The 26,552-nt window shown below is 56.4% G+C and carries 27 protein-coding genes; 11 read left to right on the top strand and 16 right to left on the bottom strand.

Annotation, left to right across the window (positions count from 1 at the left end; translation table 11 throughout):
* Nucleotides 1-146: 146 nt before the first annotated feature.
* A complete protein-coding gene (locus KVT34_RS17105) occupies nt 147-1,388 on the bottom strand; it encodes a spore coat protein (RefSeq protein WP_217560021.1) in 1,242 nt (413 codons plus the stop codon).
* A 246-nt stretch (nt 1,389-1,634) separates the two neighbouring features.
* Here KVT34_RS17105 and KVT34_RS17100 point away from each other — a divergent pair, with 246 nt between their 5' ends.
* Nucleotides 1,635-2,846: an MFS transporter gene (locus KVT34_RS17100; protein ID WP_217560020.1), complete on the top strand. Its 1,212-nt coding sequence runs from the start codon at nt 1,635-1,637 to the stop codon at nt 2,844-2,846.
* A 199-nt stretch (nt 2,847-3,045) separates the two neighbouring features.
* Here the strand turns inward: KVT34_RS17100 and KVT34_RS17095 are convergent, their stop codons facing one another.
* Nucleotides 3,046-3,720 carry an O-methyltransferase gene (locus KVT34_RS17095; protein WP_217560019.1) on the bottom strand — a complete coding sequence of 225 codons (675 nt, stop codon included), beginning with the start codon at nt 3,718-3,720 and terminating at the stop codon, nt 3,046-3,048.
* Nucleotides 3,721-3,994: 274 nt separating this feature from the next.
* Here KVT34_RS17095 and KVT34_RS17090 point away from each other — a divergent pair, with 274 nt between their 5' ends.
* Nucleotides 3,995-5,155, top strand: coding sequence for a THUMP domain-containing class I SAM-dependent RNA methyltransferase (locus KVT34_RS17090; RefSeq protein WP_217560018.1), 1,161 nt, complete (start codon nt 3,995-3,997; stop codon nt 5,153-5,155).
* A gap of 390 nt (nt 5,156-5,545) precedes the next feature.
* On the top strand, nt 5,546-5,788 hold the full coding sequence (locus tag KVT34_RS17085; protein ID WP_217560016.1) for a hypothetical protein: 243 nt from the start codon (nt 5,546-5,548) through the stop codon (nt 5,786-5,788).
* A 174-nt stretch (nt 5,789-5,962) separates the two neighbouring features.
* Here KVT34_RS17085 and KVT34_RS17080 read toward each other — a convergent pair whose 3' ends face one another.
* The 3 genes from KVT34_RS17080 to KVT34_RS17070 all read right to left on the bottom strand — a co-directional run bounded on the left by KVT34_RS17080 (nt 5,963) and on the right by KVT34_RS17070 (nt 9,504).
* The gene (locus KVT34_RS17080; protein ID WP_217560015.1) at nt 5,963-7,189 is read right to left on the bottom strand and encodes an MDR family MFS transporter; all 1,227 of its coding nucleotides are present in this window, start codon (nt 7,187-7,189) and stop codon (nt 5,963-5,965) included.
* Nucleotides 7,190-7,505: 316 nt separating this feature from the next.
* Nucleotides 7,506-8,453 carry an aminopeptidase gene (locus KVT34_RS17075; RefSeq protein WP_217560163.1) on the bottom strand — a complete coding sequence of 316 codons (948 nt, stop codon included), beginning with the start codon at nt 8,451-8,453 and terminating at the stop codon, nt 7,506-7,508.
* A gap of 127 nt (nt 8,454-8,580) precedes the next feature.
* On the bottom strand, nt 8,581-9,504 hold the full coding sequence (locus KVT34_RS17070; RefSeq protein WP_217560014.1) for a GNAT family N-acetyltransferase: 924 nt from the start codon (nt 9,502-9,504) through the stop codon (nt 8,581-8,583).
* A gap of 233 nt (nt 9,505-9,737) precedes the next feature.
* Here KVT34_RS17070 and KVT34_RS17065 point away from each other — a divergent pair, with 233 nt between their 5' ends.
* The gene (locus KVT34_RS17065) at nt 9,738-10,643 is read left to right on the top strand and encodes a TIGR01777 family oxidoreductase (RefSeq protein WP_217560013.1); all 906 of its coding nucleotides are present in this window, start codon (nt 9,738-9,740) and stop codon (nt 10,641-10,643) included.
* Nucleotides 10,644-10,706: 63 nt separating this feature from the next.
* On the opposite strand, the gene KVT34_RS17060 is transcribed toward KVT34_RS17065, so the two are convergent.
* Both KVT34_RS17060 and KVT34_RS17055 read right to left on the bottom strand, forming a co-directional pair.
* On the bottom strand, nt 10,707-10,928 hold the full coding sequence (locus KVT34_RS17060; protein WP_009676710.1) for a YuzB family protein: 222 nt from the start codon (nt 10,926-10,928) through the stop codon (nt 10,707-10,709).
* Nucleotides 10,928-11,230 carry a heme biosynthesis protein HemY gene (locus KVT34_RS17055; protein ID WP_042230903.1) on the bottom strand — a complete coding sequence of 101 codons (303 nt, stop codon included), beginning with the start codon at nt 11,228-11,230 and terminating at the stop codon, nt 10,928-10,930. The genes KVT34_RS17060 and KVT34_RS17055 overlap by 1 nt, the downstream gene beginning before the upstream one ends.
* A gap of 108 nt (nt 11,231-11,338) precedes the next feature.
* Here KVT34_RS17055 and fosB point away from each other — a divergent pair, with 108 nt between their 5' ends.
* The 6 genes from fosB to KVT34_RS17025 all read left to right on the top strand — a co-directional run bounded on the left by fosB (nt 11,339) and on the right by KVT34_RS17025 (nt 15,723).
* A complete protein-coding gene (gene fosB / locus KVT34_RS17050; protein WP_217560012.1) occupies nt 11,339-11,773 on the top strand; it encodes a metallothiol transferase FosB in 435 nt (144 codons plus the stop codon).
* A gap of 319 nt (nt 11,774-12,092) precedes the next feature.
* Nucleotides 12,093-12,839, top strand: coding sequence for a type I methionyl aminopeptidase (map, locus tag KVT34_RS17045; protein ID WP_217560011.1), 747 nt, complete (start codon nt 12,093-12,095; stop codon nt 12,837-12,839).
* A 176-nt stretch (nt 12,840-13,015) separates the two neighbouring features.
* A complete protein-coding gene (gene ytvI, locus KVT34_RS17040; RefSeq protein WP_217560010.1) occupies nt 13,016-14,122 on the top strand; it encodes a sporulation integral membrane protein YtvI in 1,107 nt (368 codons plus the stop codon).
* A gap of 136 nt (nt 14,123-14,258) precedes the next feature.
* Entirely contained in the window at nt 14,259-14,813 is a 555-nt protein-coding gene (lepB, locus tag KVT34_RS17035; protein WP_217560008.1) for a signal peptidase I, read from the top strand.
* A gap of 211 nt (nt 14,814-15,024) precedes the next feature.
* The gene (locus KVT34_RS17030; protein ID WP_042230914.1) at nt 15,025-15,204 is read left to right on the top strand and encodes a hypothetical protein; all 180 of its coding nucleotides are present in this window, start codon (nt 15,025-15,027) and stop codon (nt 15,202-15,204) included.
* Nucleotides 15,205-15,519: 315 nt separating this feature from the next.
* Nucleotides 15,520-15,723 carry a hypothetical protein gene (locus tag KVT34_RS17025; RefSeq protein WP_042230916.1) on the top strand — a complete coding sequence of 68 codons (204 nt, stop codon included), beginning with the start codon at nt 15,520-15,522 and terminating at the stop codon, nt 15,721-15,723.
* 247 nt (nt 15,724-15,970) lie between these two features.
* On the opposite strand, the gene KVT34_RS17020 is transcribed toward KVT34_RS17025, so the two are convergent.
* The 6 genes from KVT34_RS17020 to KVT34_RS16995 form a co-directional block, all read right to left on the bottom strand.
* Nucleotides 15,971-16,204: a hypothetical protein gene (locus KVT34_RS17020; protein WP_042230919.1), complete on the bottom strand. Its 234-nt coding sequence runs from the start codon at nt 16,202-16,204 to the stop codon at nt 15,971-15,973.
* A 237-nt stretch (nt 16,205-16,441) separates the two neighbouring features.
* Nucleotides 16,442-16,957, bottom strand: coding sequence for a hypothetical protein (locus KVT34_RS17015; RefSeq protein WP_009676709.1), 516 nt, complete (start codon nt 16,955-16,957; stop codon nt 16,442-16,444).
* 255 nt (nt 16,958-17,212) lie between these two features.
* Nucleotides 17,213-17,422 (bottom strand): hypothetical protein, encoded by a 210-nt coding sequence (locus KVT34_RS17010; protein WP_217560174.1) that lies wholly within the window; start codon nt 17,420-17,422, stop codon nt 17,213-17,215.
* Nucleotides 17,423-17,522: 100 nt separating this feature from the next.
* A complete protein-coding gene (locus tag KVT34_RS17005) occupies nt 17,523-18,725 on the bottom strand; it encodes a M14 family metallopeptidase (RefSeq protein ID WP_217560007.1) in 1,203 nt (400 codons plus the stop codon).
* Between the two features lie 210 nt (nt 18,726-18,935).
* Complete coding sequence (gene racE / locus KVT34_RS17000) at nt 18,936-19,745, bottom strand: glutamate racemase (protein ID WP_217560006.1); 810 nt, start codon at nt 19,743-19,745, stop codon at nt 18,936-18,938.
* A 212-nt stretch (nt 19,746-19,957) separates the two neighbouring features.
* Nucleotides 19,958-21,001: a delta-lactam-biosynthetic de-N-acetylase gene (locus KVT34_RS16995; protein ID WP_217560004.1), complete on the bottom strand. Its 1,044-nt coding sequence runs from the start codon at nt 20,999-21,001 to the stop codon at nt 19,958-19,960.
* A 159-nt stretch (nt 21,002-21,160) separates the two neighbouring features.
* Between KVT34_RS16995 and KVT34_RS16990 the strand changes: the two genes are divergently transcribed.
* A complete protein-coding gene (locus tag KVT34_RS16990; RefSeq protein ID WP_217560003.1) occupies nt 21,161-22,618 on the top strand; it encodes a YcdB/YcdC domain-containing protein in 1,458 nt (485 codons plus the stop codon).
* Nucleotides 22,619-22,920: 302 nt separating this feature from the next.
* Here KVT34_RS16990 and KVT34_RS16985 read toward each other — a convergent pair whose 3' ends face one another.
* The 3 genes from KVT34_RS16985 to KVT34_RS16975 form a co-directional block, all read right to left on the bottom strand.
* Nucleotides 22,921-24,114: an acyltransferase family protein gene (locus KVT34_RS16985; protein WP_217560002.1), complete on the bottom strand. Its 1,194-nt coding sequence runs from the start codon at nt 24,112-24,114 to the stop codon at nt 22,921-22,923.
* A gap of 17 nt (nt 24,115-24,131) precedes the next feature.
* Nucleotides 24,132-25,178: a Gfo/Idh/MocA family protein gene (locus KVT34_RS16980; RefSeq protein ID WP_217560001.1), complete on the bottom strand. Its 1,047-nt coding sequence runs from the start codon at nt 25,176-25,178 to the stop codon at nt 24,132-24,134.
* Between the two features lie 449 nt (nt 25,179-25,627).
* Nucleotides 25,628-26,482: a sugar phosphate isomerase/epimerase family protein gene (locus KVT34_RS16975; RefSeq protein ID WP_254634934.1), complete on the bottom strand. Its 855-nt coding sequence runs from the start codon at nt 26,480-26,482 to the stop codon at nt 25,628-25,630.
* Between the last annotated feature and the right edge of the window lie 70 nt (nt 26,483-26,552).

Genomic DNA, 26,552 nt, shown 5'->3' with positions numbered 1-26,552 from the left:
ACTCCCCGTTCTGAATAAGGGCATACATGGAAAAAGGCCCTCTAGCGATTATAAACGTTCCGCTAAGGGGCCTCAAGGAGAACACCGGTTTTAAACTGATTTTTTATCGGAAGCTTCACGGCTGTCGCGGCTGCACTTCCTATCGCTTATTGAATCGGATTGGAGGAAGAATCGCCCGCTTTGGAAGTCGGCGCCCCGCTGTCGGGTTCTTCCGCTTGCTCTTCCTGCCCGCCTCTTTGGGAGTTGACGACAGGCGTCTGGGCGTGGGAAGCCTGCCTGGTTCCAGTGGCGGAAGCGGCGTAGCCGGACTGGTGCTGCTGAGTGCCGCTGTGCGCCTGCGTACTGCTGTGCTGCGTACCGCTGTATGACTGTGTTCCCGAACCGGTTTGCGGCGTGTAATTCCGCTCCCCTTGATACGTGGAATTGGAAGCTTGTACGTAGGACGGGCTTTGCGTCTGGTAAAGCGCCTGCTGGCCTGCGCTCTCATGCCCATAGGCGGAGCCGTAGCCCGAAGCGCCGCCTCCCGTATAAGAGGACGGCTGTGCGAAGCCGTAAGCGTCCGGCGGCTGTCCCTGGCCTCTGTAGGCCGAGCTGCCGTAGGAATGAGCCCCATAGCCCGTTTCCGTTCTTCCGTATGCGGAATAACCGCCGTTATCCGGCTGTGCGCTGTAACCCCCGTTGTAGCCGTAGATGCCCGGCTGGTGGTTTTGCTGATGCGGCTGGCTGCCGCCGGCACCCGGATAACCGTACAAGTGATTTTGGCCGTAGTCGTGAGCATGGCTGAATTCCTGGGCGTAGCCGTAACCTTGGTCGTAGTTTCCCGACGTCTGGCCCAAATCCGCTTCACGGACCGGCTGGAAGGTGTGCAGGTAGGTTTTGGCCGTATGATCGTGAAGCGTCGGAACCTGGTACTGGCCTTGACTGTTCATGAACAGAAATACTTCATAGGCATGATCCGCGGCCGCGTCGGCTGCTGTAAGAAGCATCCGGCGGACATTGGGATCGGCGCATTCCAGCGCGGCCGTCATTTGATTTTTCGCGCTGTTTTTGTGGCAGCAGAGCATGGCGGATAAAATCTGTTCGTCATTGAAGGAGCCGTCCGTTTCCGGTGAGACCGGGGCAGGGCGGCGCAGGCCGTACAAAATATCCTGGACCGAGACAAACGGCGGCTGGCCATAGGGCGCCTGGCCCCGCGCGGCGCTGTAGTCATGCGTATAAGCGACCAGCTCGTTGTAGTGCTGCACCCCCGCCTGAAGATGATGCTCGGCGATCGCTTTCACCTGCGGATGCCGGGCCTGCCGGGCGTAAAAAGAAAAATGCTGGATCATATTTATTTTTTCGGTCAATACTTCGTGGACCTCTAACGTTTCATGAGCTCCGAATGGCATGGGCAAACAGCTCCTTTTGTAAGTTCCTTTACGCTTACAATTCCCTTTCCATGGGAAATTTATGCAAGGGAAGCTGATTGCCCCCTCCATACCGGGTTAAAGATAGGTAGAACCTTGGAAGCATACATCCTCATAGCCCTTCCTGAGCATGAAGGAAAAAATATCTTCTTTTTGTGATATAATAAGGGGATGAATTCCAGGACGGCGCAAAAGTATAGCAACTACAACTAGAAATGGGGGAATTGCGTGATCAATTGGAGAGTAAACTTGGCGGTTTTGTGGGTCGGACAGTTTTTCGTAATGGCAGGCATGACTATGATCATGCCGTTTTTGCCCTTATATCTCAAAGAGATGGGCTTGCAGGACGCGCAGGAAATCGCAACTTGGACGGGCATTATTTTTGCCGGCAACTTCGTCACTTCCTTCCTCTTCCAGCCGTTCTGGGGAGGAATGGCGGACCGCTACGGACGCAAAGTGATGCTGCTGCGCTCCGGCTTCGGAATGGCGGCCGTCATGACGACGATGGGCTTTGCGCATGCCCCGTGGGTGCTCCTGCTGCTGAGGCTCGTTAACGGCACGATCTCCGGGTACGCTCCCGCTTCCGTCGCTCTCATGTCGACGAACACGCCGCGCGAGCATATCGGATTCGCGATGGGAACGCTCCAGTCGGGTGCGGTGGCCGGCTCGATTCTCGGCCCGTTTATCGGCGGCCTGCTGGCCGAGCTTATCGGCTTCCGGTACATCTTCTATGTAACCGGGGCCATGCTTTTTATCGCTTCGATGGTGACGATGCTGCTGGTCAAGGAAAAATTCAATGCCGCCGAAGCCAAAAAACAGCCGAAAATATCGGTCATTCAAGGCTACAAGGACCTGAGGCCGATCCGGCAGCTGCCGACGCTGTATTCGATCACGTTCGTGATCCAGTTCTCCATCCAGTGCTCCATGCCGCTGATGGCCCTCTTCGTCGAGGAGCTGCACGGCTCGGGGGAACTGCTCGCTTTCTACGCAGGACTCGTCGCGTCGATCACCGGGTTCTCGAACATGGTGGCCGCCCCCCTTCTCGGAAAATTGTCCGATAGGATCGGCCCGCAGCGCATCCTGTTCGTGTCGCTTATCGGCGCGGCCATCTTCTTCATTCCGCAAGCTTTTGTGCAGAACGTCTGGCAGCTGATGGCGGCCCGGTTCTGCCTCGGCATTTTTATCGGCGGACTTCTGCCGACGGTCAATTCCCTGATCCGGACGTACACGCCGGTCGGAATGGAAAGCCGCTCGTACAGCTTCAATACGAGCGCCCTGGCTCTCGGCAACATGCTGGGACCGGTTATCGGCGGCGCTCTGTCCGGCTTCCTGAACATCCGCGAGCTGTTCCTGTTCGCAACCTTCATGCTTGCCATTAACGCGGCCTGGTCGTACCGCACGCTGCTCGGCAAGCACAAGATTACGGACGAAACCTTGTAAGGAACGAACGGGCGGATGAGCGAAATAGAACAGCGCTTGACGTAACCGCTTTGGCGCTTTGGCGTTCAGGCGCGGTCAGACGCCTTCAACCGCCAGAGCAAACAAAAAAGAACGATCCTTTGTACCGGCTGCGTCCGGCGGATCGTTCTTTTTGTTGTTTGGTTGTAGCTCACTCGGGAAGACAAGCGCGCCCCGAGTCCTATTTCACCCGCGCTACCGCAAGCCCGTCGTAAGCGGGAAGCATCGTGCTTTCGAGGCGAGGATCGGAAGCGAACCGGCGGTTGAACTCCCTCATCGCTTCGACCGATTTCTTCGTAACGGCCGGATCGATCGTCCGCCCCCGCATCAGAATATTATCGCCTATGATAATGGCGCCCGGATTGGCCAGCTCGATGGCATAGTCCAGGTAAACCGGATAATTCACTTTATCCGCATCGATAAAGAAGAAGTCGAACTTCGCACCTTCCTCCCTCAGCGCGGCTAAACTTTCTACGGCGTCAGCCACCCGGTACCCGATCTTGTCCCCAAAGCCCGCCTTGATCACGTTCTGCCGTGCCGTCTCCGCGAAGGCGGCGTTCACCTCCAGGGAGAGCACCTGTCCGCCGTCGCCAAGCCCTCTGGCCAGGCAAATGGCGCTGTATCCGCCCAACGCCCCGATTTCAAGCACCCGCTTGGCGCCCGTCAATCCGACGAGCATGGTGAGCAGGCGACCATAGCCGGGCGCAACCGAAATATCGGGCATGTTGTTAGCCCGGATAGCCTCTTTTACCAATCCGAGCGCTTCATCTTCCGCGTAGAGCGCTTCCAGGTATTCCTCAGGCCCCGGAGCCGCTTTCTCCGAACCCCCGTTTGTTTGATCCGTCGTTTTTCCCACGGGACATTCCTCTTTTCTGCATATGTATTCAGCAACTGTCCTCAAAGAATGGGACAGTTCTGGAACAGCCGGTTCATCGGCCAAGCCAAACGCACCGCTATGACGCGTGAACCCCATGCGCGCGCGGTGCTGATCTGTGAGGACATTGTATATGAAAAAACAGGCGCCTTCAACCGCCCGGCGGCTGATTTCGGCAAGATTGGCATTTGTCTCCCGCGCCTCTTTCGCCTATACTTAGAAATTACACGGATACCACCCGAAAGGAAATGAAAGCATGGCTAAATTGGATTTGATCGCCACCTGTCCCATGGGGCTGGAAGCGATCGTAGCAAGAGAGGTCAAAGAGCTCGGTTACGAGGATGTAACCGTCGAGAACGGGCGGGTTACCTTCACCGGGGACGAAATGGCGATTTGCCGGACGAACCTGTGGTTGCGTACCGCCGACCGCATTCTTGTCAAAATGGGGCAATTTGAAGCGCGGACATTCGATGATTTGTTTGAAGGCACCAAAGCACTCGACTGGCCCGCCTGGATTCCCGAATACGGCGAATTCCCCGTGGAGGGCCGTTCCCATAAATCACAGCTTTCCAGCGTCCCGGCCTGCCAGGGCATCGTTAAAAAAGCCGTCGTTGAGAAAATGAAAGAACGCTACCGGACGGAATGGTTCGAAGAAGACGGCCCCCGCTATGTCATCGAGGTCGCTCTCCTTAACGACATCGCCACGCTGACGATCGATACGACGGGCCCGAGCCTGCACAAACGGGGATACCGGAAGCTTGTGACCGAAGCTCCGCTCAAGGAAACGATGGCGGCGGCTCTGGTAAACCTGAGCCGCTGGAAGCCGGACCGCCCGCTCTACGATCCGTTCTGCGGCTCCGGCACGATTCTGATCGAGGCCGCCATGTTGGGCTGGAATATCGCGCCCGGCCTGCGCCGCTCCTTCCCCTCGGAGTATTGGGACATCATCGGCCAGAGTCGCTGGGAGCAGGCTCGGGAAGAAGCCTATGATTCCCTGAACGACGACATTCCGCTGGAAATAGCAGGCTCCGACATCGATCCGAAAGCGATTGAGGTCGCCGAGGCGGCCGCCAAAGCGGCCGGCCTGTCCAAGGAGCTGAAGTTTTACGTCGAGCCGGTAGCCAAAGCGAAGCCGCGAAGCGACTTCGGCTGCCTGATCACGAACCCGCCTTACGGCGAGCGGCTCGGCGAACAGAAGGAAGTGGAGCGCGTGCTGCGCCAGCTCGGACAGCTGACGGGTTCGCTTCATACATGGAGCACGTTCGTCCTGTCACCGAGCAAGCAGTTGGAACATTATTTCACCCGTCCGGCCGACAAGCGCCGCAAGCTGTTTAACGGACGGATCGAATGCCAGTTGTATCAATATTTCGGACCGCTGCCGCCGCGCCGGCGTAACACGGAATCCGTGGAACAATAACGGCAGATTTACACCTGTCCGATCTAAACGCAAACCCCGGTTCGTTCATTCGCTGAACGAACCGGGGTTTTATTTTATCCGCAGGCTGCGATGCCGCGATTTAGCCCGGGAAACTTCGGCTCACCGTCATGCCGCGCGACACCACCCTACCGTGAGTTGCGAGTAGTGGGCCAAATGTAGCTCCCGGCACAAAACAATGTCAATTGTGGAGAGTTAACCCGGAAAAACCGGGCCTATGTACTCATAAATCCCGTACGAAGAATCGAAAACAAAAATATTTGATAAATTTTTGATAAAATCTTCCCATTTTCCTTTGTATATGGTACTATTTTCATAGGAAATAGTACCCAATAAATTCTGACTATTTTTTTCATTATAGGGGGAACCGCGATGCAAGGTATTCTGGCGCTTGGCTTATTTTTTATCTCTATGCTTATGTTTGCAGCTCTCGTTCATTCGAAATCGAAAGGCCAGAACCGGCGGTTCCGTTTTCTTCATCGCCCGTTGTTCCGTAAAACGGCCGTGGTCGTTTCCGTTCTCGCCTTTCTGCTCGCGGTCGTAGTCAGCCCCAAAGCGGATGAGGGTCCGCACACCGAAGCGAAGCTTACATCAGCGGCTGTAACGGTACGATAGAGCCCGGAATAGGATCCGGAAAGCAAGAGTGAACATCGAAGTCAGTCACCGCTCTGACCTATACCAAGACTAATCAAAAACAAAAACGGCCTCCAGCCGCATGTATGCGGACGAAGAGGCCGTTTTTTTCTTTGTCGGGTAAGAATCCGGGAAACGAAGCACACTGCTTCGCAGCTATGCCGATCCGGCGGCGGTGTATTCGCCTTCTATCCGTTTTGTAAGCAGCTGACTTCCCCGCCAATATAAAAACGAGCTGGTGACCGTCACAACCGCCATGACCAGAAACATATTGCCGCCGATCGAGGCTAGCAGAAGACCGCCGATCCACGGGCCGACAAAATGTCCGAGGCTGGTAAGGGTCTGCGCCCCGAAGTACGTGCCCCGCATATGGTCCGGGGCGATTTTGTCCATAAGCATCGTGGATGCCGGAAAATTGAGCGTCTCCCCGATAGTGAAAACGACCATCGAAGCGATAAGCAGCAGCCAGTGGCCCGAAAGCGCGAAGCCGACGTCCCCGAGCGCGAACAGGAGATTCCCCACGACGATCGCCGTAAGCGGAGACTTCCGGTCCGCCAGCTTGGACAACGGGATCTGGAGCACGATCACGGTGACGGCATTGACGCTCATCATCGCCGCGAACAGTTGGACCCCTTGGGCAAAATTTTCGTTTACGTACTGCGACAGGGTAATGGACATCTGGGAATACCCGATCGCCCCGATCATCCCGCCCAGCAGCTGATAGCGCAGGATCATGTCCTTGCGGACGACTCTCCATGCGGCTGCGAACGTTACCCTTTCTTTGACTTCCTTGGATACGGTCTGAACCTTGAATTTTCTCATCATAACGACGAGGAAAATTCCGTAGAACAGATAAACGATCCCTGTAAGAAGAAAAGGAAGCGAGCCCTTCACCATCCCAAAGGCTGCACCCAGCAGGGGACCTACCGCCACGCCGACATTGATCGCCAGATAGCGGAGCGAGTAGACCTGCAGCCGTTTTTCTTTTTCAGTCAAATCCGCCATAAGCGCCTGAGAGACCGGCTCGTAGAACGAGCGGCACAGCCCGCTGATCAGATTCAGCAGAAGAAACAGCAGAGGGTGCGTTACCAGCGAAAAGCCGACAAAGACGGCCGCCCATGTAAACAGCGCCCCCTGCATGACCGCTTTGCGGCCGATCCGGTCCGAGAGCGTCCCCCCGATAAAGCCGCCTACCGTTCCCGCCAGCGAGCTTGCGCCGATAACGAGACCGATCATCCCTTTGCTCATATCCGTCGTCGCTACGAGGTAAAGCGCCAAAAACGGCATACTCATGGAGGAAGCTGCCCGCGCCATCACTGTACCGAACAGAAGCGTGTGCACGAGCGGGTGATACAAAGATAAAAAATGCCGTATTCGATTCAAGCCAATCAGTCTCCTTCCGAACATTTCCGGGAATCCGGCCGACCGGGTAACCAGGAAGGCATTCGTTTACCTTCGGTCAATTGTTGTATATTTTTGTTATTATACACGACAATTCGTCCAGCACAACAAAAAAATCTTGCCGTCCGGTAAGGACAGCAAGATTAAGGACGGAGAGCTCAGGCTCTTCCGCCGGTCGGACAAGTTTCAAGCGAGACGGATAGACGATCGTCAAAATCACGCCGCACTGCTCCGGGCACGCGGGTGCAGCATCGCCTACAAACGGCGGCCCGTATGAGGGCTCCGTCCATGCGCCGGGTCACACGAGCAGACGCCCGTTTTCCAAAATCAGCTCGTCGTCGATATATACGCGCGGTGAGAGCACCATGAGGTCGATGTGAACGCCGGCCGCTACGGTCCCGCCAAACGTATTGTTGCTCCCGAACGCCACATGAATCGTGCCGTACACCTTCTCGTCCTCAAGCACGATGCCGGTGATCCGGGCCTTGTCGTTCGTGCCGATGCCGAACTCGCCCAGCAGCCGGCCGTCCCCGTCGCCAAGCACGGCAAGCAGAGCCTCGCTCTGCTCCCCGTCCGCTCCGACAAGGCGGCCGTTCTCCACGGTCAGCGTGAGCGGAGACGTCACTTTGCCGAGCCCGGCAATGGAGCCGTCCACGAGCAGCGTGCCCGAAGCGCTCCCTTCCACCGGGGCGATATAGCCTTCTCCCGAAGGGAGGTTGCCCGATTCGCCCGGATTCAGGTAGACGCCCGTGCTGGGCACGCCCGCTCTGCCCGCGATCGAGAAGGTGAGCGCCGTGTGCTCCTTCTCGATCTTAACCCGGCTCCCGGCGGTCAGCCGGGCGGTCACGCGCTCGGTCAGCTCGCGTACTTTGGCGTAGTCGGCCGAAATCGCCCCTTCGCGGAACATATCTTCCGTGATGGTCGGCATGGTCGCCACGCGCGTGCCGCTGGCCGCCGCTTCCTTGCGCGCGCCCGTATGCGTCAGCGAGTGCTGCGTGAGGCAGACGGCCACATCCGCCTCGCGCATAGCCGCCGCAACCGGAGCAGGAGGCTCCTGGCCGGACTTCTCGCGGTGTTTCATGACGACGAGGGAGGCATCCGCCCCCAGCTCCAGTCCGGCCTGATGCACATGCTCGGCAAGTTCTTTCTTATAGTCGTCGGCCACGACGACAAGCAGCTCGCCCGGCTTTACGCCAAGGCTCGACTGCAGCAGCGATTTGCTGATTTCGATTAGGGAACGGTCCATAGTCATCGTTACAATCTCCTTTAAATCCTTCGGATTGCCCGGCCGTGCCTGGCTGACGCCTCCGGGTTTCTTACGCTGCCGGGACGCCGCCAGCCTTCCTGCCGGCCTGAGCTGTCCTGCTATCGTATCACGCCCGGCCTTCTTCCGTCATGTCCCGGGTCATCCAGACCAGCTCGTGAACGGTCTGAAACCCTTTCTCCTCCAGCAGGCGGAGCAGATCCGTCCGGCTCGAAGGAACATGCGAAGCGCTGAACGAGACTTCTCCGTAACCGTCCAGGACCGTCTCCAGCAGAGTCCTGAGCACAGTCTCGGGATCCCGGTTGTCGGGGGAGGCTTCACACTGGTAAAGGGTGACGCCGGCAAGTTTGCCCGAAGCGTCGTAGACGCGCTTGTACAGGGCGTATCCGGCCGGCTTGCCGTCTTCGAACATAGTCAGCGACTCTCCCGCCGTCAAACTGGCCCAGTGCACCTGCCAGGCACCCAGGGCCGGATAGAACGGCAGGAGGCCGGCGTCTCTGGCAGTGCCGTGACGCAGCGTGTACCGACCGGCGGCATCGCCCCAGGCGCCCCGGCTCTCGCCGGTCCCCTCTGCCGGACCGCCGCCCGCAGCTCCGCCCGTTTTGCGTAGCACCAGCAGCGTGTCCCGGGTGACGTAGCCCACGCTTTCATAGAGAGCGATCGCCGGGACATTGCTCGCAAACGCTTCGATCGTAGCCGTATCGACGCCTTCTTTGCGGTAAATGTCCAGCGAGGCTTCGATCAGCTTACGGCCGACTCCTCGGCCCCTGTACGCCGGAATGACTCCGGTGCCCCCGTTCCAGGAAATTGTTCTGCCTCCCGCCATGCGGATTCCGTTCAAAACAAACCCGACCGGCTGTTCCCCGTCGAAAGCGACAATGGAATGCTGCGGCGATAATTGCTCGTATGCCTGTCTCGTCATAAAGGCATCCGGATTCGTCGTCATGTCGACTAAGTACCCGGAAAACCCGGCATTCCATACCTGAACGGCCTGGTCTAAGGTACACTCGGATAATTTTCGGATCACAATCACCTGTCTCTTCCTCCTTTTCCCTATGTATACCGCTATTATACCACTCGAAAGAACCCAGTAAAAACCAGTTTTGACCCATCTCTTCCTCTAGAGAAACCGTGCTTTTGCGTTCAAAAGTACTAGCTTTGTCCCGGCGGAAAGCCGCAAAGGTCCTGAAAAGTTCCGCCTTGGGCAGGTTTGTGGAAAAAAACGGTTCGTCATATAATGGAAGTTAGAGAGGGAGGAGTGAGCTCATGCGAATTGCCATCAGCGGAGGAACCGGGTTTATCGGCGGACATCTTATTGCCCATTTCAAAAAGCAGGGAGATGAACTTATTCTCATTTCCCGTTCGGCTTCCGGACATGCTTATGCGGGCGTCCAAACCGTAACTTGGTCGGAGATTGAGCACAGTCCCCGGTATCTTGAAGGTGTAGACGCCTGGATCAATCTGGCCGGCTCCACCATTAATCAGCGCTGGAGCGAAACCGCCAAGCGCCAGATCCTATCTTCACGGCTGAAAACGACGGCGGCTGTCGCCTCAGCCCTAAAAGCGCTTCAAAACAAGCCCCCGGTGGTCGTAAACGCTTCGGCTATGGCGATTTACGGCACATCCGAAACTCATACATACGATGAATTCAGTCCCGCCCATGCCGACGATTTCCTGGCAGAAGTCGTGAAGGAATGGGAGGAAGCCGCCGACCGGATTCCCGCGGACCGGATCGTCAAAATCCGAACGGGTCTCGTACTCGGAACCGACGGCGGTGCCTTCCCCAAAATGGTTCTTCCGTTCAAATTCGGCGCGGGAGGCCGGATCGGCAGCGGAAGCCAGTGGATGTCGTGGATTCACATCGCGGACATGGTCGCTTTGATCGATGTCTGCATCCGCAACGACGAAATCTCCGGGCCCGTGAACGCCACCGCCCCCCATCCGGTCCGCAACCGTGAATTCGCCCAGACGCTGGGCGGCGTGCTTCGGCGGCCCCATTTTATGCCCGTCCCCGCCTTCGCCTTAAAGCTCGTCCTGGGCGAGCTTTCCATGCTTCTGCTGGAAGGGCAGCGCGTGCTTCCCCGCAAGCTCCTGGAGCATGAGTTCCAGTTCCGCTATCCGACGCTGGAAGAAGCGCTTCTGGACCTGACCGGCGCCGAAAGGCCCGCTTGAACGACCGGAAGCGGGTCTTTCGGCCAAATAAAAACGGCCCGGTTCCCCGGGCCGTTTCTTTGGCTACTTCACAAACTTCTTCGCGTGCTCGATTGCTTCGTCTTCGGTCGGCGCTTTGATATAACGGCCGTTAATAAAAACGAATGCGTAGCGGGCGCAAGGACCGCAATATGATTTGCAGCCGACTTTAACTTCGGCATCCGATGCAAGCTTCTGAAGCTTAGGCAGCGCCGTTTTCACCCGCATATGCTTGCATTTATCGCAAATCCGGATATCATTAGCCATTAATGATCCCCGTGATTGCCCTTGCTCGGATTCGTAATCATGAATCCTTCTTGCGGAATGTAGAAGTAATCGATCCGGATGCCGTCGAGCAGCGGCTCATCTTTCTCCAGCAGGACGTCAATATCCTTATCGGTAGAAACGACTACATCGTTATCCGTTTGTGTATCGAGACCAAGCGCATAGTGAGCGTGATCGCCGTGGTTGTGGCTTACCTGGACGCGGACCAGAAGACCCTTGTTCTCTTCTTTCTCCAGTTCGAGTTTCAAAACTTTAGCTGCGTTGCGCGTAATTTTGACGTTCATAGTGTAGTCACATCTCCTGAAAAGTTATCATTCTTTCTTTTAATCTTTATTGTAAAGAAAGCTTCGCCTGAAATCAACAAGAAGTCATAGTCCGGAGGAGGCAAAGCCGTGACAATTCGCGGTATCAACCATTTACTAGTTTCCGTTTCCGATCTGGAGCGCTCGATCCGTTTCTACCGGGAGGTACTAGGCGCCAGGCTGCTGGTGAAAGGGCGTACCCTTGCCTATTTCGACCTGGGAGGCCTGTGGCTGGCCTTGAACACCGAGCGCGACATTCCGCGCAATGAGATCCGCCAGTCCTATACGCATCTCGCTTTTACGGTGGACGAGAAGGATCTGCCCGCCCTCGAAGCGAAGCTTGCCGCCTGCGGGGCTCTTCTACCGGGACGGAAGCGGGACAGCCGGGACAAACGCTCGCTCTATTTCGAAGACCCCGACGGGCACAAATTCGAATTTCACACCGGCACGCTTCAGGACAGGCTGGACTATTACCGGGAGGAAAAAGGGCACATGCTGTTTTTCGACGATCCGGTGGCGGAGTAGAGGCTGCGGTATAAGGGGATTCGCACCGGCTGCGGATTCCATGGCATCGACGCCGCGCCGCATGACGGACGGCAGCATAATCTGAACCAGGGGCAGAGAAAATTCGGCCCGGCCCATTTGAATTTTACCCGGTTATTTTATACTATGGAATTTGGGCTTTCTTACGGGCTTTGGAAAGCTTTTTAAGCTACGCCGACCTTTATCGGGATGCCAATCGCGCGCAGCGGCGTCTTTTTTTGACCCGAACGAAACTAGAAGCTGCCGAAAGGTCATACTGATGAAATATACAAATAATTCGGCAGAGGAGATGTACGCTCTTATGGTAACGATTAAGACCAAAGACGAAATCGAAAAAATGCACCGAGCAGGCAAATTGCTGGCGGCATGCCACCGCGAAATCGCAAAAATGATCCGTCCGGGTGTAACCACCTGGGAAATCGACCAGTTCACGGAACAATTTCTGCGCGAGAACGGCGCCACCCCGGAACAGAAAGGGTACAAAGGCTATCCGTACGCAACCTGCGCCTCCGTGAATGATGTCATCTGCCACGGTTTTCCGAAGAAAGAGCCGCTCAATAACGGGGATATCGTCACCATCGATATGGTCGTCAATCTGGACGGCTGGCTCGCGGACTCCGCCTGGTCCTATGCGGTCGGTTCGGTTTCCGAGGAAGCGGGCAATCTGCTTGAAACGACGAAGGAATCGCTGTACAAAGGCATCGAGCAAGCCGTCATCGGCAACCGGATCGGCGATATCGCGCATGCGATTCAAGTCTTCGCGGAAGAACGCGGCTACTCGGTCGTCCGCGATTTCACGGGCCACGGAATCGGCCAGAAGATGCACGAGGAGCCGCAGGTGCCCCACTACGGCCCGGCTGGCCGCGGCACGAGGCTCAAGGACGGCATGGTGCTGACGATCGAGCCGATGCTCAATACGGGCATGTACTTCGCCACCGTGGATCTCGACGGCTGGACCGCCCGCACGGTGGACGGAAGCCTGTCCGCCCAGTATGAGCACACCATCGCCATCACGCAGGACGGACCGCTCATTCTGACTGCGCAGTAACCGCGGTTCCTCTGCAGCCGGGAGGCTGACGGGCAGCATGCCTGAAGCTTGCGACCGTCCGTCCCCGGTTCTTTTATACCTACATAACCTGCCAAAGCATGGCAAACCTGCCCGGCAACTACCCAGTTATCCCCCACACGTCCTGCCAGCGGCCATAACGATTACGGAGGAATGCTATGATATCGTTTTACAAACGGTACTACAAAACCATCCTGGACATTGGGCTGATCGTCCTCACCGTTTTTCTGTTCATGAAATTGTTCAGCTTTATTTACGCGATCGCCACGCCGATCTTCTGGGCCTTCATCATTTTTGCCATGATCGAGCCTCTCGCCCGATTCCTCCACCGCAGAGGACTCAAAAAAATGCTCGCGACGACGATTTCGACGCTGCTGTTCGTTCTGATCATCCTGGCCGTCTTCACCGGAGCGGGATTTCTGTTTACGAGCCAGATCGACAATCTGGTTACGGTCCTCCCTAAGTATACCCAGATGCTTCAGGAGCAAATTACAAAACGCACGATCGATCTGCAAAACAGCATCGAGGCGCTGCCTCCCGATGTGATCGAGAAATCCAGGGAAATCGCCAATCAGATGGCGACGAAAGCGAGCAGCTTCGCCACGAATTTCCTGAAAAGCCTGCTTAACTTCCTGACCAGCGGCGTCATGGGACTCGTGACTTCTTTTTCTACTTTTATGCTGAATTTTGTAGCGGGCGTTATTCTGGCTTTCTTCCTTTCTCTTGAAATCGACTGGTGGAAAAAGAACGCCCGCGAAAAGACGCCCAAAACGTTCCGTAAAGCGTTCGATTTTCTTCGAGAGAACGTAATCAAGGGCATCGTGAGCTATCTGAAATCCCAGCTCATTCTCATTTCCATCACGTTCGTCATGGTGCTGGTCTCGCTCATGATTCTCGGCGTCAACAACGCCTTTACGATTTCGCTGCTGGCCGCTTTCTTCGATGTGCTGCCGCTGCTCGGCGTCTCGACCTTGTTCGTGCCGTGGATCGTGTACCACTTCATCGCGGGAAGCACGATGATGGGCATCTGGCTGACCGTCGTGCTGGCCGTAGTCGTTCTCGTCCGGCAGGTGCTGGAGCCCAAGATTACGGGCGAGTCGCTCGGAGTATCCGCTTTTACGATGCTGTCCTTTATGATCATCTCGCTGTCCCTTTTCGGGGTCGCAGGCGTTATTCTTTCCCCGATTCTGATTATTCTGATCAAAGCGCTGTACGACCAGGGCTATCTGCGCAAGTGGATCCGTTCCCCCGAGGATGAATATTGACCCTGCCCTTACAGACAAGCTTAAAGAAGAAAGAGGCCCCCGCGGCCTCTTTTTTTGTCTAGGCGCGAACAGCCGTGATATACTGAATCCATGAGAAACTTGAGAGATTTGTAAACCGGAAGGCAGGGAACTAGCGATGAATAAAGTGGCAAAAGAAATTGGAGGCTGGGCGCTTTCCCTCGGTATCGCGTTCGTCATTGCACTGGTAATCGGAATCTTCGGTATTCAGCCGACCAAGGTGCTGGGCCATTCGATGGACCCGACTTTATCCGACCAGGAACGTATTTACGTATCCAAATTGTCGCATACGCTGGGCTACGAACCGGACTACGGGGACATCGTCATTATCGACAGCCGCGTAAACCGGGAGCGTACGCTTAAGGACGACATTATGGAGCATCCGCTGTTTTCTCTCTTGAGCGGGAAAGTGGACGATAACCTGTACGTCAAACGCGTCATCGGCAAAGCGGGCGATAAGCTCCAGTTCAAAGACAACAAAGTGTACCGCAACGGGCAGCCTTTGGACGAACCCTACCTCAACGAAACGATGCTGTATCAATCCGACGAGGAAATTACCGTTCCCGCGGGCCACGTGTTCGTGATGGGAGACAACCGCAACAACAGCAAAGACAGCCGCGATATCGGACCCGTTCCGCTGGATCACGTGCTGGGCATCAAGATCAACGGTTAAATCAGTTTGCTTGCCAAAAACAGAGATTTCCGGCTGTCCGGAAGCTCTGTTTTTTCCTTTTTTTGATGCGCGGCCTATTGAGTGACCTTACATCATGTGTTATATTAAAAAGGCGGAGCAGGAAGACATTTCCGCCTCTCACCCGCAACATTCATTGCTTCCGACACCGAACAGTCGCACCCCTAATCTTGATTGACAAGGAGTGAAGAACATGGATGCCAATCTGCACATTCCCCAAGGGGACGATACGATTCTTGTTGAAATGACCGTTAAGGAAGCCATGGCGCTCTCCGGACAAAAGTTTCACTCGGACCACAAGGTGGAAACCGAGGCCATCAAGAAAGTCAAAAAGAGCCTGGAGAATCGTCTGATCTCGGGCGTTTCGCAATAAACCTTTTTTAAAAGCCGACCTTGAAAAGGGTTACATACCCGATTCAAGGTCTTTTTTATGGATTCGGAAGGGCGCCGCAAGAAGAGGGTTTGGAAATCCGGAGAACCGTATAGAAAACCCGCCGCGCCGCATACTAAGCATCGTGAACATGCTTCAGTCTTGATCAGTCCGACCGGACAGGGGGTGAACGTCAGTGTCACACAAACAACAGGGCCACGCTCGGCAAAACACGACGACCCGCACTTCCGACCGCAAGAACGGCAACGGCAAAAGCAAATAAGTCATTTCATCCTTAAAACAGGGAGGCAGCGACCGATGATTGAAAATCTCGAAAGCAATTACGATTGCGCCCACGCGGGTCTGGACCTGCACCAGTTGAAGGAAGAGCTGAACGACCTGAGAATCAGCATGATTCCGGGCTCTCTCGTGCATAACGAGAAAGTGAACCGTCTGGAGAACCAGATCCGGTTTATCGAGAACAAGTGCTCCATACACCATGGAGACTCCGGTTCCCTGTAAGGCATTCTCGTCCTTTTTGTTTAGGACCGGATTTATTCATGCCGTTTATCGCTGTGGCATCATGCACAAAAAGCCGCGGCCGGGGGGAGGGGTTGAACCAATACCCGCCGGATCGCGGCGTACAAACGTCTTGCGGTACATAATCGTTCTTGCTGCGGCACCGGGCTATACGAATCTACCGGCGTGTACCCATACCTCTAGATTCGGACGTGCTGGTTTACCTTTCGGCCGGCGGCGAGTGATTTATTTAAGCCTGCGGATATTTACGCTCCATCCAGCCCGTAAACCAGCTGGCCAGCATCATCGTGACAGCTATATCGTCAATCGGCATAAACGGCAGGACATCGGGCAATACCCAGTACAGCAGCGCCGGAACTACAAAGAGAAGTTTGCTGCCGATCGGCACTTGCGGAGACATCAGCAGTTTGCCCGCCCGCTTGAATACATGGCTCCAGTGGCGCAGTGACAATAATTTTTTCACACGGGTTCCCTCCTTAGGGTAGGACGTGATCCCGTAAACCGGATATGCGGCATCCGCGCCGTGTCCCGGTTTGAAACGGAAGTCCCTAATAACCTATACGCGATACGGCTTACTGCGTTTCAGTGCCATCCTTCTTCTGCCGTATACTCTCCTCTTACCCGCAATTGCCTTGAAAAGAACAAAGAGCATCTCGCATAAGCCGATGCTCCGTCCTTGAAAACCCTTTACATTCTGCGTTCAACTGTGCGGTTCGCCGGATTGCAGCTCGCTTGTCACGGCATCCGAATCGCCGAACCGGATGTTCAATTCCACGTTCACGGGAACATGACTCCGGATTTTGAGAAACAGGCTGAGCCGCTCCAAAATCTGCGCGACCTCTTCGGCCGGGTAGGTTCCGTTTACGTTGTAGCGGAAGTTGTCCGAGATCGATAAGGCGGGGGCCGAAACGGCCGGACGATTTTCTGCCTGAACAGATTCGGGGAGGCGCCGGAAGTCGGACGGCTCGGAAGGCCGTTCCAATGATCTGCTTTGGGAACGGTAATTTGTATAGCCCATAAACTTGTTGGATGTTCTGACTGTATCGTTGTAGATGTTCAATTTTTTCAAAATGGTATAGTAGGTTGCCGCATTGTTGAGCTTCCATGCCGACGTTATTTCGCCTACGGAATAATCTTCTTTCCACTGATTGATTAACCGTATTTGCTCCTCACGTTCCAACTCCTTGAACTGGTCGAGTGGCAGAATCCCGGACATACTATTCCTCCTATTCGGATTGGTCTTACTCTTTATCATAAAACAAAATTAATTAAACTTCAAAAACCTTTATACCTATAATCTCTACTAGTTTACCATTAAAATGCATAATTCATACAATTACTTTATATAGGTATCTTTTACCATTTTAGACTGTGTAAAATAACCCTTAAAAGGCCCGGACATATGTCCGGGCCTAAGTCTTCGGAATCAGTCGGTCTGTTTTTCATCGCCAATCGGCACGCTTTCTTAGGCTCAAGTGAGTTTTCTGCGCGTCAATATGCAGGGTACACCTTTACCGAGCGCCCCGGGCTGGGACATCCGTTCCAAATACCGAAGCCCCCTAGCACACTGTTGTTTGCAAACCGCACAGGTAGAGGATTCGACAATCCTCATCGTATACTGCACCCTGCCGGAGGATTCGATCTTCTTGCCGCCTTTTGCTTTTCCGCTTTTTCCCGCCATCGTAATTCCCTCCCCCTAACAACCGCCTGGTTCAGTATATGGGGACCGCTTTCGGGCGGATTGGACGTTTGTACCGGCGGCGGGGGCTTCCTTGCGCGTTTTACAGAGCGAGAGCCCGGACAAGCAGCCGGGCGGTTTCTTCGTAAAGCGCCGGAAACTGCTCCAGCGGGAGCGGATTGATCCCGCTTCCGAGTTCAACGGTGAATCCCGGGCGCCGGAATTCGTAGATGAACCAGTCCTTGAACCCGGCATCGCTGCCCCTCAGCTTTACGCTCTTGAAGCCGCTTGCCTGCTGCAGCTTCAGGGCCAGAAATTCCGCGTCCTCCGGTTCGTAGTCCCGGTAGTTCCAGTAAATTTCGCGCCCCTGCGTATGCAGGGCGACAACGTGACGGAAGCTGCGGCTGCGGGTAAAATCAGCCACGGCTATCGCTTCCGGCTCGGTCAGCGGAGCCTCGCCCGTATAGTCGCGCGGTCCGGGTCCGGGTACCGCGCGGCGGGCCCGTTCCTCTTCCCAGAAGGCGGGGAACTGATCGTTAAGATCGACGCCGTTGATGTTCGCTTTCCACCGGCGGAAATCAAATGACCCTCCGTTCCACTCATGGAGGGAAGTGAAGAGGGGATGCGCCGGATAGACGCCCCCGAGCACGAGCTCGACTCCGTCCGGGTTCACCATCGGCACGATCCATAAGCTCGTCTCGCGGAACAGCGCCGCCGCATCGGAGCCGTGAATATCTCCGTCTTGGCGTACGGCCTCCGCGTAGTCCTCTATGAATTTCACCGCTGCCAGGGAGGTAATCCACTCGTTCGCGTGAAACGACGCGTTGACTTGTATTTCCCGGCTTCCGGTACCGATACGTATAGCAGGAATGTTCCGGCCGAGAACACTGTATCCGATGCAGGTTTCCTCCAGAAACGGGTAGCGTTCCTTCAGAAGCGTCAAATCCCGGAGCATTTCGGGATACCCGTACTCCTCGGTCGTGTGGACCACGGACCTGTCGCGGACAGCCGGAACATCAATCGTGACATCGGGTCTGAGCACAGCCGGATCCAGGAAGGTGTTGGCCTTCCAAAGCTCCTCCCGGGATAACCCGAAGCGCAGCGACACGCTTTCCCAGTCATCTCCCGGTTGAACCGTGTATTGATGATCGAGTTTGGCCGGAATCAGGATCATCTGTCCGGGAATGACATACTCGTAAAGACTCAGCTGCGGGTTCGCAGCCATAAGGGAAACGGAATTGACGGCATACAACCTGGCGATCCGCTGCAGCGTCTCCCCCTGTTGAACGACGTGGCGAAACGGCATACCACTCATACCTCCTCAGGACAAGGCAAAGAGAAGCCGCCTTCCTTCACGCACTTGCTTCCCTGTACCGAGTTGTGAGTATATGTCTATGCCCCCTTTCCCTTCTTCATGTCCCGGGCATACAAAAGGACCGGCAGGTTCCCGCCGATTCGGAAATAGAATGCGGCGGAACTTACCGGTCCTGTCGTTTGATTGCGGAATGGTTACGGACTAGACGAACGTCGGCACCTGCCACACAACCGGGGTACCGAGCAGCTGCTCTCGCAGCCAAGAGCCCGTAATGTGATGGAACATCTCGGCATCGCCGCTGCAGAAAAACTGGTGCACCGGAATGTCTTTGGTCGTCGCCAGCATTCCCCGGTGATAAAGGATGGTGCTGATTTCCCGGGCGGTCTCGTCCGCGGAAGAGATCAGCGTCACTTCAGGATCGACCACGCGGGCTATAGCCTCCGTCAGGAACGGATAGTGCGTGCAGCCGAGAATGAGACAATCCATGGGCTTGTCGAGCAGCGGCTGGAGGGATTCGCGCACGGTATCGACCGCTTCCTGAGAGAAGTACAATCCCCTCTCCACAAGCGGAACCAGGGCCGGACAGGCCAGCGAGTGAACCTGGATCGTCGGCGAGATCGTTTTCAGTGCCTGTTCATACGCATTGCTCCGGATCGTGCCTTCCGTGCCGATCACGCCGACAATGCCGCTTCGAGTCGTCTTGATCGCGGCACGCGCTCCAGGGGAAATGACTCCAAGCACGGGAATGTTCAGCCGGCCGCGGATTTGCTCCAGCGCGACCGCCGTCGCGGTATTACAGGCGATCACGATCATTTTAGGGTTAAATTGGATCAGGTAATCCACAAGTTGATTCGTAAAAGTGAGAACTTCATCGGCGGGTCTGGGGCCGTAAGGCGTCCGTGCCGTATCGCCGAAATAAATCACTTTCTCCTGCGGAAGCTGTCGCATAACTTCTTTTACAACGGTTAAACCTCCGACTCCGGAATCTAGGATGGCTATCGCTTGCTGCACACTTATACGCTTCCTTTGCGAATGAAATGATTGCTTTGCTTGTAAATACATCGATAGAATATGCTTGCCCAAGGCGAAATGTACCTAGGTATCATACCAGATTTCCGATTCGGTGCCAACGAAAGCAGCTCCGAAAGCGGCATGCGCCCGGAGCTGCAGAACTAGCTGGGAAGAGGGCCGGATGGGATCCGGCAGCTTCCGACACTCAGAGGTCAGCGCTTGATCTCGCTAACCAGACCGAAGGAGTAGCCGGCCTTCTTCACGTCTTTCAGAATGCGGTCCAGCGCTTCCATGTTTTCTTTGGAGCCCTGGTGCATCAGGATGATATTGCCCGGGTGCAGGTTGTTCATGATATCGTTGTAAGGATCCTCGGCTCCGTTGGCGCGGGGCTCCCAGTCACGCATCGCGGTCGACCAGAAAACGGAGGTATACCCCATATCCGAAGTCAGATCAAGCAGATGCGTGCTGTATTTCCCGTACGGAAAGCGGAAATATTTGACGACATCCTGTCCGGTAATACTTTTGTACAGCTTTTCGAAATCGGTAATTTCTTTGCGCACCTGCTCATCGCTCAGCGTATTCATATCCTTATGCGTCATCGTATGATTGGCCACGAGATGTCCGTCCGCCGCCAACTGCTTGATAAAATCGGGATGGGCCTTGACGTTGTTGCCCGAAATGAAGAAGTTCGCCTTCACGTTGTTCTCTTTAAGCGTCTTCAACAGTTTCGCGGTATCCCCCATCGGGCCGCCGTTGTCTATGGTCAGGTAAACGTTTTTGCCCTGTCCGACCCAGACGGCTTTCTCTTTGGCGGTAAAGGATTTCGTTTCTTTCGGAAAATCCGGCACCTGGCCTTTCGGCTTTTTCATGTAGTACCACGACAGAGCCTGACGGCTGGCGCCGCTTTCGCCCTTCGGCTGCGCGGACGGTTTCGCGGCCCCCGGGGAAGCGGAAGGTTTTGCCGATGGAGCGGCGGAAGGTGCGGCCGACGGCGAAGCCTTGACCGCGGACGAATGCGCGGGAGAAACTCCCGGCGCAGCCGAAGCGGACGGAGACGCGGAAGGCTTCGCGCTGCCTGCCGGTGTTTTTTCCGGAGCCGGTGACGATGCGGCAGCCGGAGACGCGGAAGCACCGGCGGTAGCCGCCGGAGATTGGACAGGACTTCCGGAATTTGATACGTTGGAATTGTCTGCGCACCCGGCGGCCAGTATGCCGGAAAGCAGAAGAACGGCGGAAGCCGCGGCTGTTTTTTTCATGGTATCACCTAGATTCCCTAAAATATGAGGCTAATCTTTCCTTTTCGACGGCAGGCTGCGGAATCCTTGCCCGAAACTGTGTTTTAAACGTAAACGGAACAAAAATTTCCGCCATCAAACAGGGACCTGCCGGGTCCCGCCGACAAAGGGGCGATTGCGATGCTTATCGACGAACTTAAGCAAAAAGCAGCCGTGACCGGTTCCGTACCGGCACACTTCGACTTGATCATCGAGGACCTGCAGGAACTGGAGGACGGTGAGACACAGGCCCTGTTTGTCTGGCAGGAGCCATCCGGGGAAAGCGGAATCTCCGTCACTCTTGATGCGGCCGGCAGGCTGCTCTCCTACTCCGTAGACGAAGAGCTGTGCGAAGAAGCCGCTCCGATCGGCGCAGAGGCTTTGAGGGAACGGGCACGGTCTTTTTTCCTCTCCCAGCGTCCGGAAGATGCGGACAGGTTTCTCCTGACGGAGTCCCGGCTCGAGGAGCGCAGCGCGTTCTTCCAGTGGGCGCAGACCGCACTCGATCTCCCGCTTCCCCAAACAGGCGCTTATATCCGGCTTACCTTATCGGGAGAGGTAACCAGCTTCACCTACAAAGGGACGGCCGCCACGCCCCCTCTCCCCGTCTCTCTGGCGCAGCCGGAGCGTCTTCGGCGGCAGTTAGCCGAAACCGTGCGGATGAATCTCGCGATCGTCAAGCTCATCCCCGTCTTATATGCGGGCGGCGACGACCGGCTCCGTCTCGTTTATCAGCCGGAACCCGGCTACCGGCGTTTCGACGCCGTGACGGGTCTGGCGCAGGGGACGGATGCCGAGGCGGAAGAGGAGCATGAGACTTACAAGGCGTACGAATTATCGCCGGAGGAGACTGGCCATCCGCTAAGCAGCCTTGAAGAGCTGATCGGCATTTCCACCTATCCCCTCGTAAAAGACAGGGAAAGGGATATGGACGAGAACCTCAGAGGAATCGTCTGGCACGCTGCGGACCGGGAGGACAATCCGGCCGACCTCTCGCTGGACGGCTATTTCCGCAAAAGGATGGAAGACACGGTGAAAGCGACCGCAGACAAGGATACCGGGCGTCTTCGCTCCTTCATTTGGATGGTCCGCCGGCCGGGGAAGCTTGCGCTCTCGTACGAAGACTGCCTTGAACGGGCGGATGATTTTCTGCGCAAAGCGATGCACGACTGGCTGCAAGTGCCGGGTCTCGCTTTTTATTTTCACGAAAAAAACGCCGAAGATGCCGGGTCGGAATCGGAGGGCCAGCTCCGGTACTTTTTTACGTGGCAGCTCCGCTATGAAGACGTTCCTCTCTATTTGCAGTTCGTGACGCTGTGCGTGAATGCTTCCACCGGATATGTGGACCGGTTCTCGGGACCCGACTGGAATCCGGAAGAAATCCGGAGTCTTGCTCCTGCCGCGAAGTTGAACGCGTACGAAGCTCACCGGCTCTACGTGGAAGCAGTGGACTTCAAGCTGGAGTGGGAGCGGGATTATGACGCCGAAACGCCCAAAGGCGCCTACAATCTTCTGTATACGCCCATCCTCAAAGGAAGCGGGCGGAGCCGGATCGCTTTTATCGATGCCGAAAGCGGCGAGTTTGTGACCCAGACGTAATCTGTCGGCTGCTTCTTCGTTTCGCTTCCCCAGCGGGATGTTGTTGATCAACTTGTTCCTTGAATGGGAATTATCGTCTGAAAGTTTTCGTTATCCGGGCGGGAAAATAGAAGGTCTCGGATAGCAAAAAGCCGGCTCCCTTTTTCGGGGAACCGGCTTTTCAGCTTGGGTTGGGATCGGCCCGGATGCGCGGATATCCGTTCCGTCGTTCCCTCGTTCCATCTTACGGATTCGCTCACCGTGCTGCCGGTGCGCTTGCGGTTAAACGCCGCATGGGAACGGTCCATGCACACGCCTGCAAGCTACCGTTCCGCTTCCGTCCCGGCATGTCTTACGGCGGCATCGGCATTCCTTCCGGTGCGCGCTGCGAATCGTACCCGCGAAAGCAGACGGACGACCGGCTCGTCGATCAGACGGTACATCAAGTGGGCAAGCGCAAATAGGAGCGGGAGCGAAACAAGCGTGGTCACGAGGATGTTCAGCCCATAAGGCAGCCAGCCGTCCAGCCGCAGAAACAGCAGGCAGGAGAAGCTGCACAGCACGGCAAAATGAACGAGATAAAGCGAAAAAGACAGCTTGCCGAGATAAGCCATCGGTCTGCCGCCGAACAGCTTCTGCCCCCACGGGCTGTTCAGCAGCGCAAGCAGCACCAGAGCCGCGCCCGCGGTCCGGTAGGTGACGGCTCCGGGGAAGCCGCCCGGACCTAGCGGCAGCCAGGCATAGACGGTTCCCTGCCAGCCGACATAAGGAACCGAGCCGAGGAAGAGGCCTAGCAGCGCAAGTACCGCAGGAACGGCTCCGGGACGCAGCGCAATCAAATTCCGGCCGGAGACCGCCGACAAGTCGCTGAGCAGCATGCCCAGCACGAAGCCCAGATAGTAAGAGTCCCGGAACAGCCACCCCCCTGCGGCATACAGGATGAACCGGAAGCGGGACCTGCCGAAGGCCAGAAGCAGACCGTAGACGAGGAAGGAACCGAAGAGCTCGTAGGTCATCGTCCAGAGTACGGGGTTATAAGCCATGCCATATCCGAAGAACGCATGGATAAAGCCCTGCTCCAGCAGCGTCCCAAACGACGGGACCGTCATGTACGGATCGGGCATCGTAGCCCGCGTGTACCCCCTCGCCTCCTCGTAAAAATTCCAGTCCAGCTTCATGACGGCGAAAGCCAGCAGCAGCGAGCAGAAAGCCGGAATGGCGAGACGAAAATACCTTTTCAGAAGTGCGGCCGTCACAATCGAGCGTTTGCGGTACCGGAAGAAGCGGCGGCTCAGGACAAATCCGCTTAAAACGAAGAAAAGGCAGACCGCAAAATTGCCGTTGAACAAAAGATTTAGCGGCGTACGCGGAATCCACTGGTCGAACGCAAAGTGGGAAACCTGCGGCCGTGCTTCGAACATGGACGGCAGAAACACCTGAAGAAAATGGGCAAAAACGACAACCAGAGCAGCCGCACCGCGCAGTCCGTCCAGATACGTAATTTTCGGCTCGTTCATGACGGCTTGACTCCGGTCTACAGCCGGATCAGCTCACCGGACTCCGAGGAAAGCCGGATGGCTTCCAGCATCCCGACGACCTCGCACCCCTGCGCCGCATCCGAGAGCGGCTGGCGTCTGGTTTTTACACAGTCGATAAAATGGGCGATCTCCGCCTTGTAGTAGTCAACGGACGGAACGGAAAGCTTGTGTTCCACCGGGAAGCCGTTCACTTCCGTGAACACGCTCAGCGGCTCGAGACTTCCCCCGCCCCGCGTTCCGTAAAGCTCCACCTTAACGGCGTCATCCTGGCTGCCGTTGACAGCCCAGCTTGCTTCGACGGTAAGGACGGCGCCGTTTGTAAACGTGATAAAAGCGGTGCCCAAATCTTCCACATCGTAGACGCCCTCCGACTTGTTGATGTCGGAATGAGCCATATAAGCCGCTATGCCCTTGGTTGCGTAAGGGGCGATTTTGCGGAACAGCTTACCGGTGACCGATTCGGGCTGGGGACAGCCCATCATCCACCAGGCCAGGTCCAGCACATGGACGCCGATGTCCATCATAGGTCCGCCGCCGGAATAGCGGCTGTCCGTGAACCAGCCTTCGGGCACACCGCGCTGCCGCAGGATCTTGGTCTTCGCGTAGTAGATGCTGCCGAGCCCGCCCGACGCGACCATACCCTGCAGCGCCTGCGCATCCGAGCGGTACCGGTGGCTCATGCCGACCATGACGAGCCGGTCGCTCCCGGCCGCCTTGTCGCGGAGCCGCGCCGCTTCGTCGCGGTTCATCGCCATCGGCTTCTCGACGAGCACGTCGAGGCCGCGCTCCAGCGCCAGCAGCGACAGCGCCACATGGCTGTCGTTGAACGTGCAGACGCTGACGGCATCGAGCCGCTCGGCGTTCAACATCTCCTCGGCCGACGCGTACGAAGCCGTCCCGTACTGGGCGGCCGTCTTGTCGGCCCTGTCCTTGTCGATATCGGCCACGGCGGCAAGCTCCACGTCAGGATGGTCCTTGTAATGCTTCAGGTGAAACATATGGGCAATGGAACCGGTCCCGATGACTCCGACTCGAATACTCATCGTCTTTTCGCTCCTTTGCGTGTGGGCTGCCAGGCAAGCCGCGCTGTAAGCGGCACGCAGGCGCCTTTTATGGTGACGGGTGACGGTCCGAAGAGGCTGGCATGGCCGTAGCCGTGGCTGCGCCGACCGCTGCAGTCCGTTGTAAGCGCCGATCTGTTTAACCTATATCAGATGCGGCGGCAGTTATCTGTAGTACCGGCCGGTATCAGCCGTGTCGGACAATTATTTCCGGTGCCGACCGGTATCTCTTCGTGCGGTTAGGCGGCATTTGCGATTCAGTTCTTCCGCCGTAACTAAGTATCGGCGGCGTTTTTTCATCCTATTGTCTGATCGCGCGTGCGATGACAAGGTTCGTCGGCCGGTTTTGTGCAGATTCCCGCAGATGGAGAGACGGCCTTCGAAATAGGGCCAAAGGGAGAAGGAATACGGGCACCGCTCCCACCGGCTCGCTATTCCCGTTTCAGAAGCTCCACTTGTTCATGCACGTAGTCAAGCGCCTTTACGGAGCCTTCCACGGGCTCCTCCAGTCCTTCGAACTCGACCGTGAGCCAGCCGTCGTACCCGCTTGCCGCCAGCTCCCGGAAAATATACGGCAGGTCCACGTCGCCTTCTCCGGCTATCCGGCCCACATAGGGAGTGCCGTCCAGGGCGTTCATGGCCCCCTCGGCTCCGGGCTCCGTCCGCAGGAAGTCCTTGACGTGGACATGCCCTATCCGGCCCCGCAGCTCTTGTACGGCTGCGGAAGGCTCCTCGCCCACCAGCAGGAAGTTGCCGGTGTCGAACGTGCTGAGCAGAGCCGGAGAACCCACCTCGCGGATAATCGCAAGCACCTGGTCGCTGCGGCCCGCGAAAAGCCCGTGGTTTTCGAGGCACAGCACCTTGCCCTTCTCTTCCGCATAAGCGGCGGCCGCCTTCAGCCCTTCCAGCACGTAGCCCATGCCCTTATCCACGGACATCGTCTCATCCGGCCGGTCTCCGGAGAAAACCCGCACGACGGGCGCTCCGAAATGGACCGCCATATCGACCGCTTCCTTCACTTCCCGGAGCTGGGCGGCCCGTTCTGCGGCATCGGCCGATACGAAGTTGTTGCAGGCGCAGAAGCACGCGACCTCCAGTCCCAGCTCATCCAGCACCCGGTCGATCTCGGGCAGCTCGCGCTCCCGGTCCTTCCAGAAGACGGACAGGAGCTCCACCCCTTCCGCTTTCGTCCCGGCGGCAAAACGGAGAAAATCGGTGATGTCCCATTTTCCTCCGTACCAGTACGTATGAACGCTCCACATGCTCAGACTGATTTTCATCGCCATTCCTCCCCCTCCTGAATTCTTCTCTGCACGGATCGGCAGATCCGCAAGTCCCCGCCTATTTACAAATCGG

This window comes from Paenibacillus sp. GbtcB18, from assembly GCF_019091125.1.
Taxonomy (GTDB): Bacteria; Bacillota; Bacilli; order Paenibacillales; family NBRC-103111; genus Paenibacillus_F; species Paenibacillus_F chitinolyticus.
This window is presented reverse-complemented; position numbering and strand designations above follow the sequence as displayed.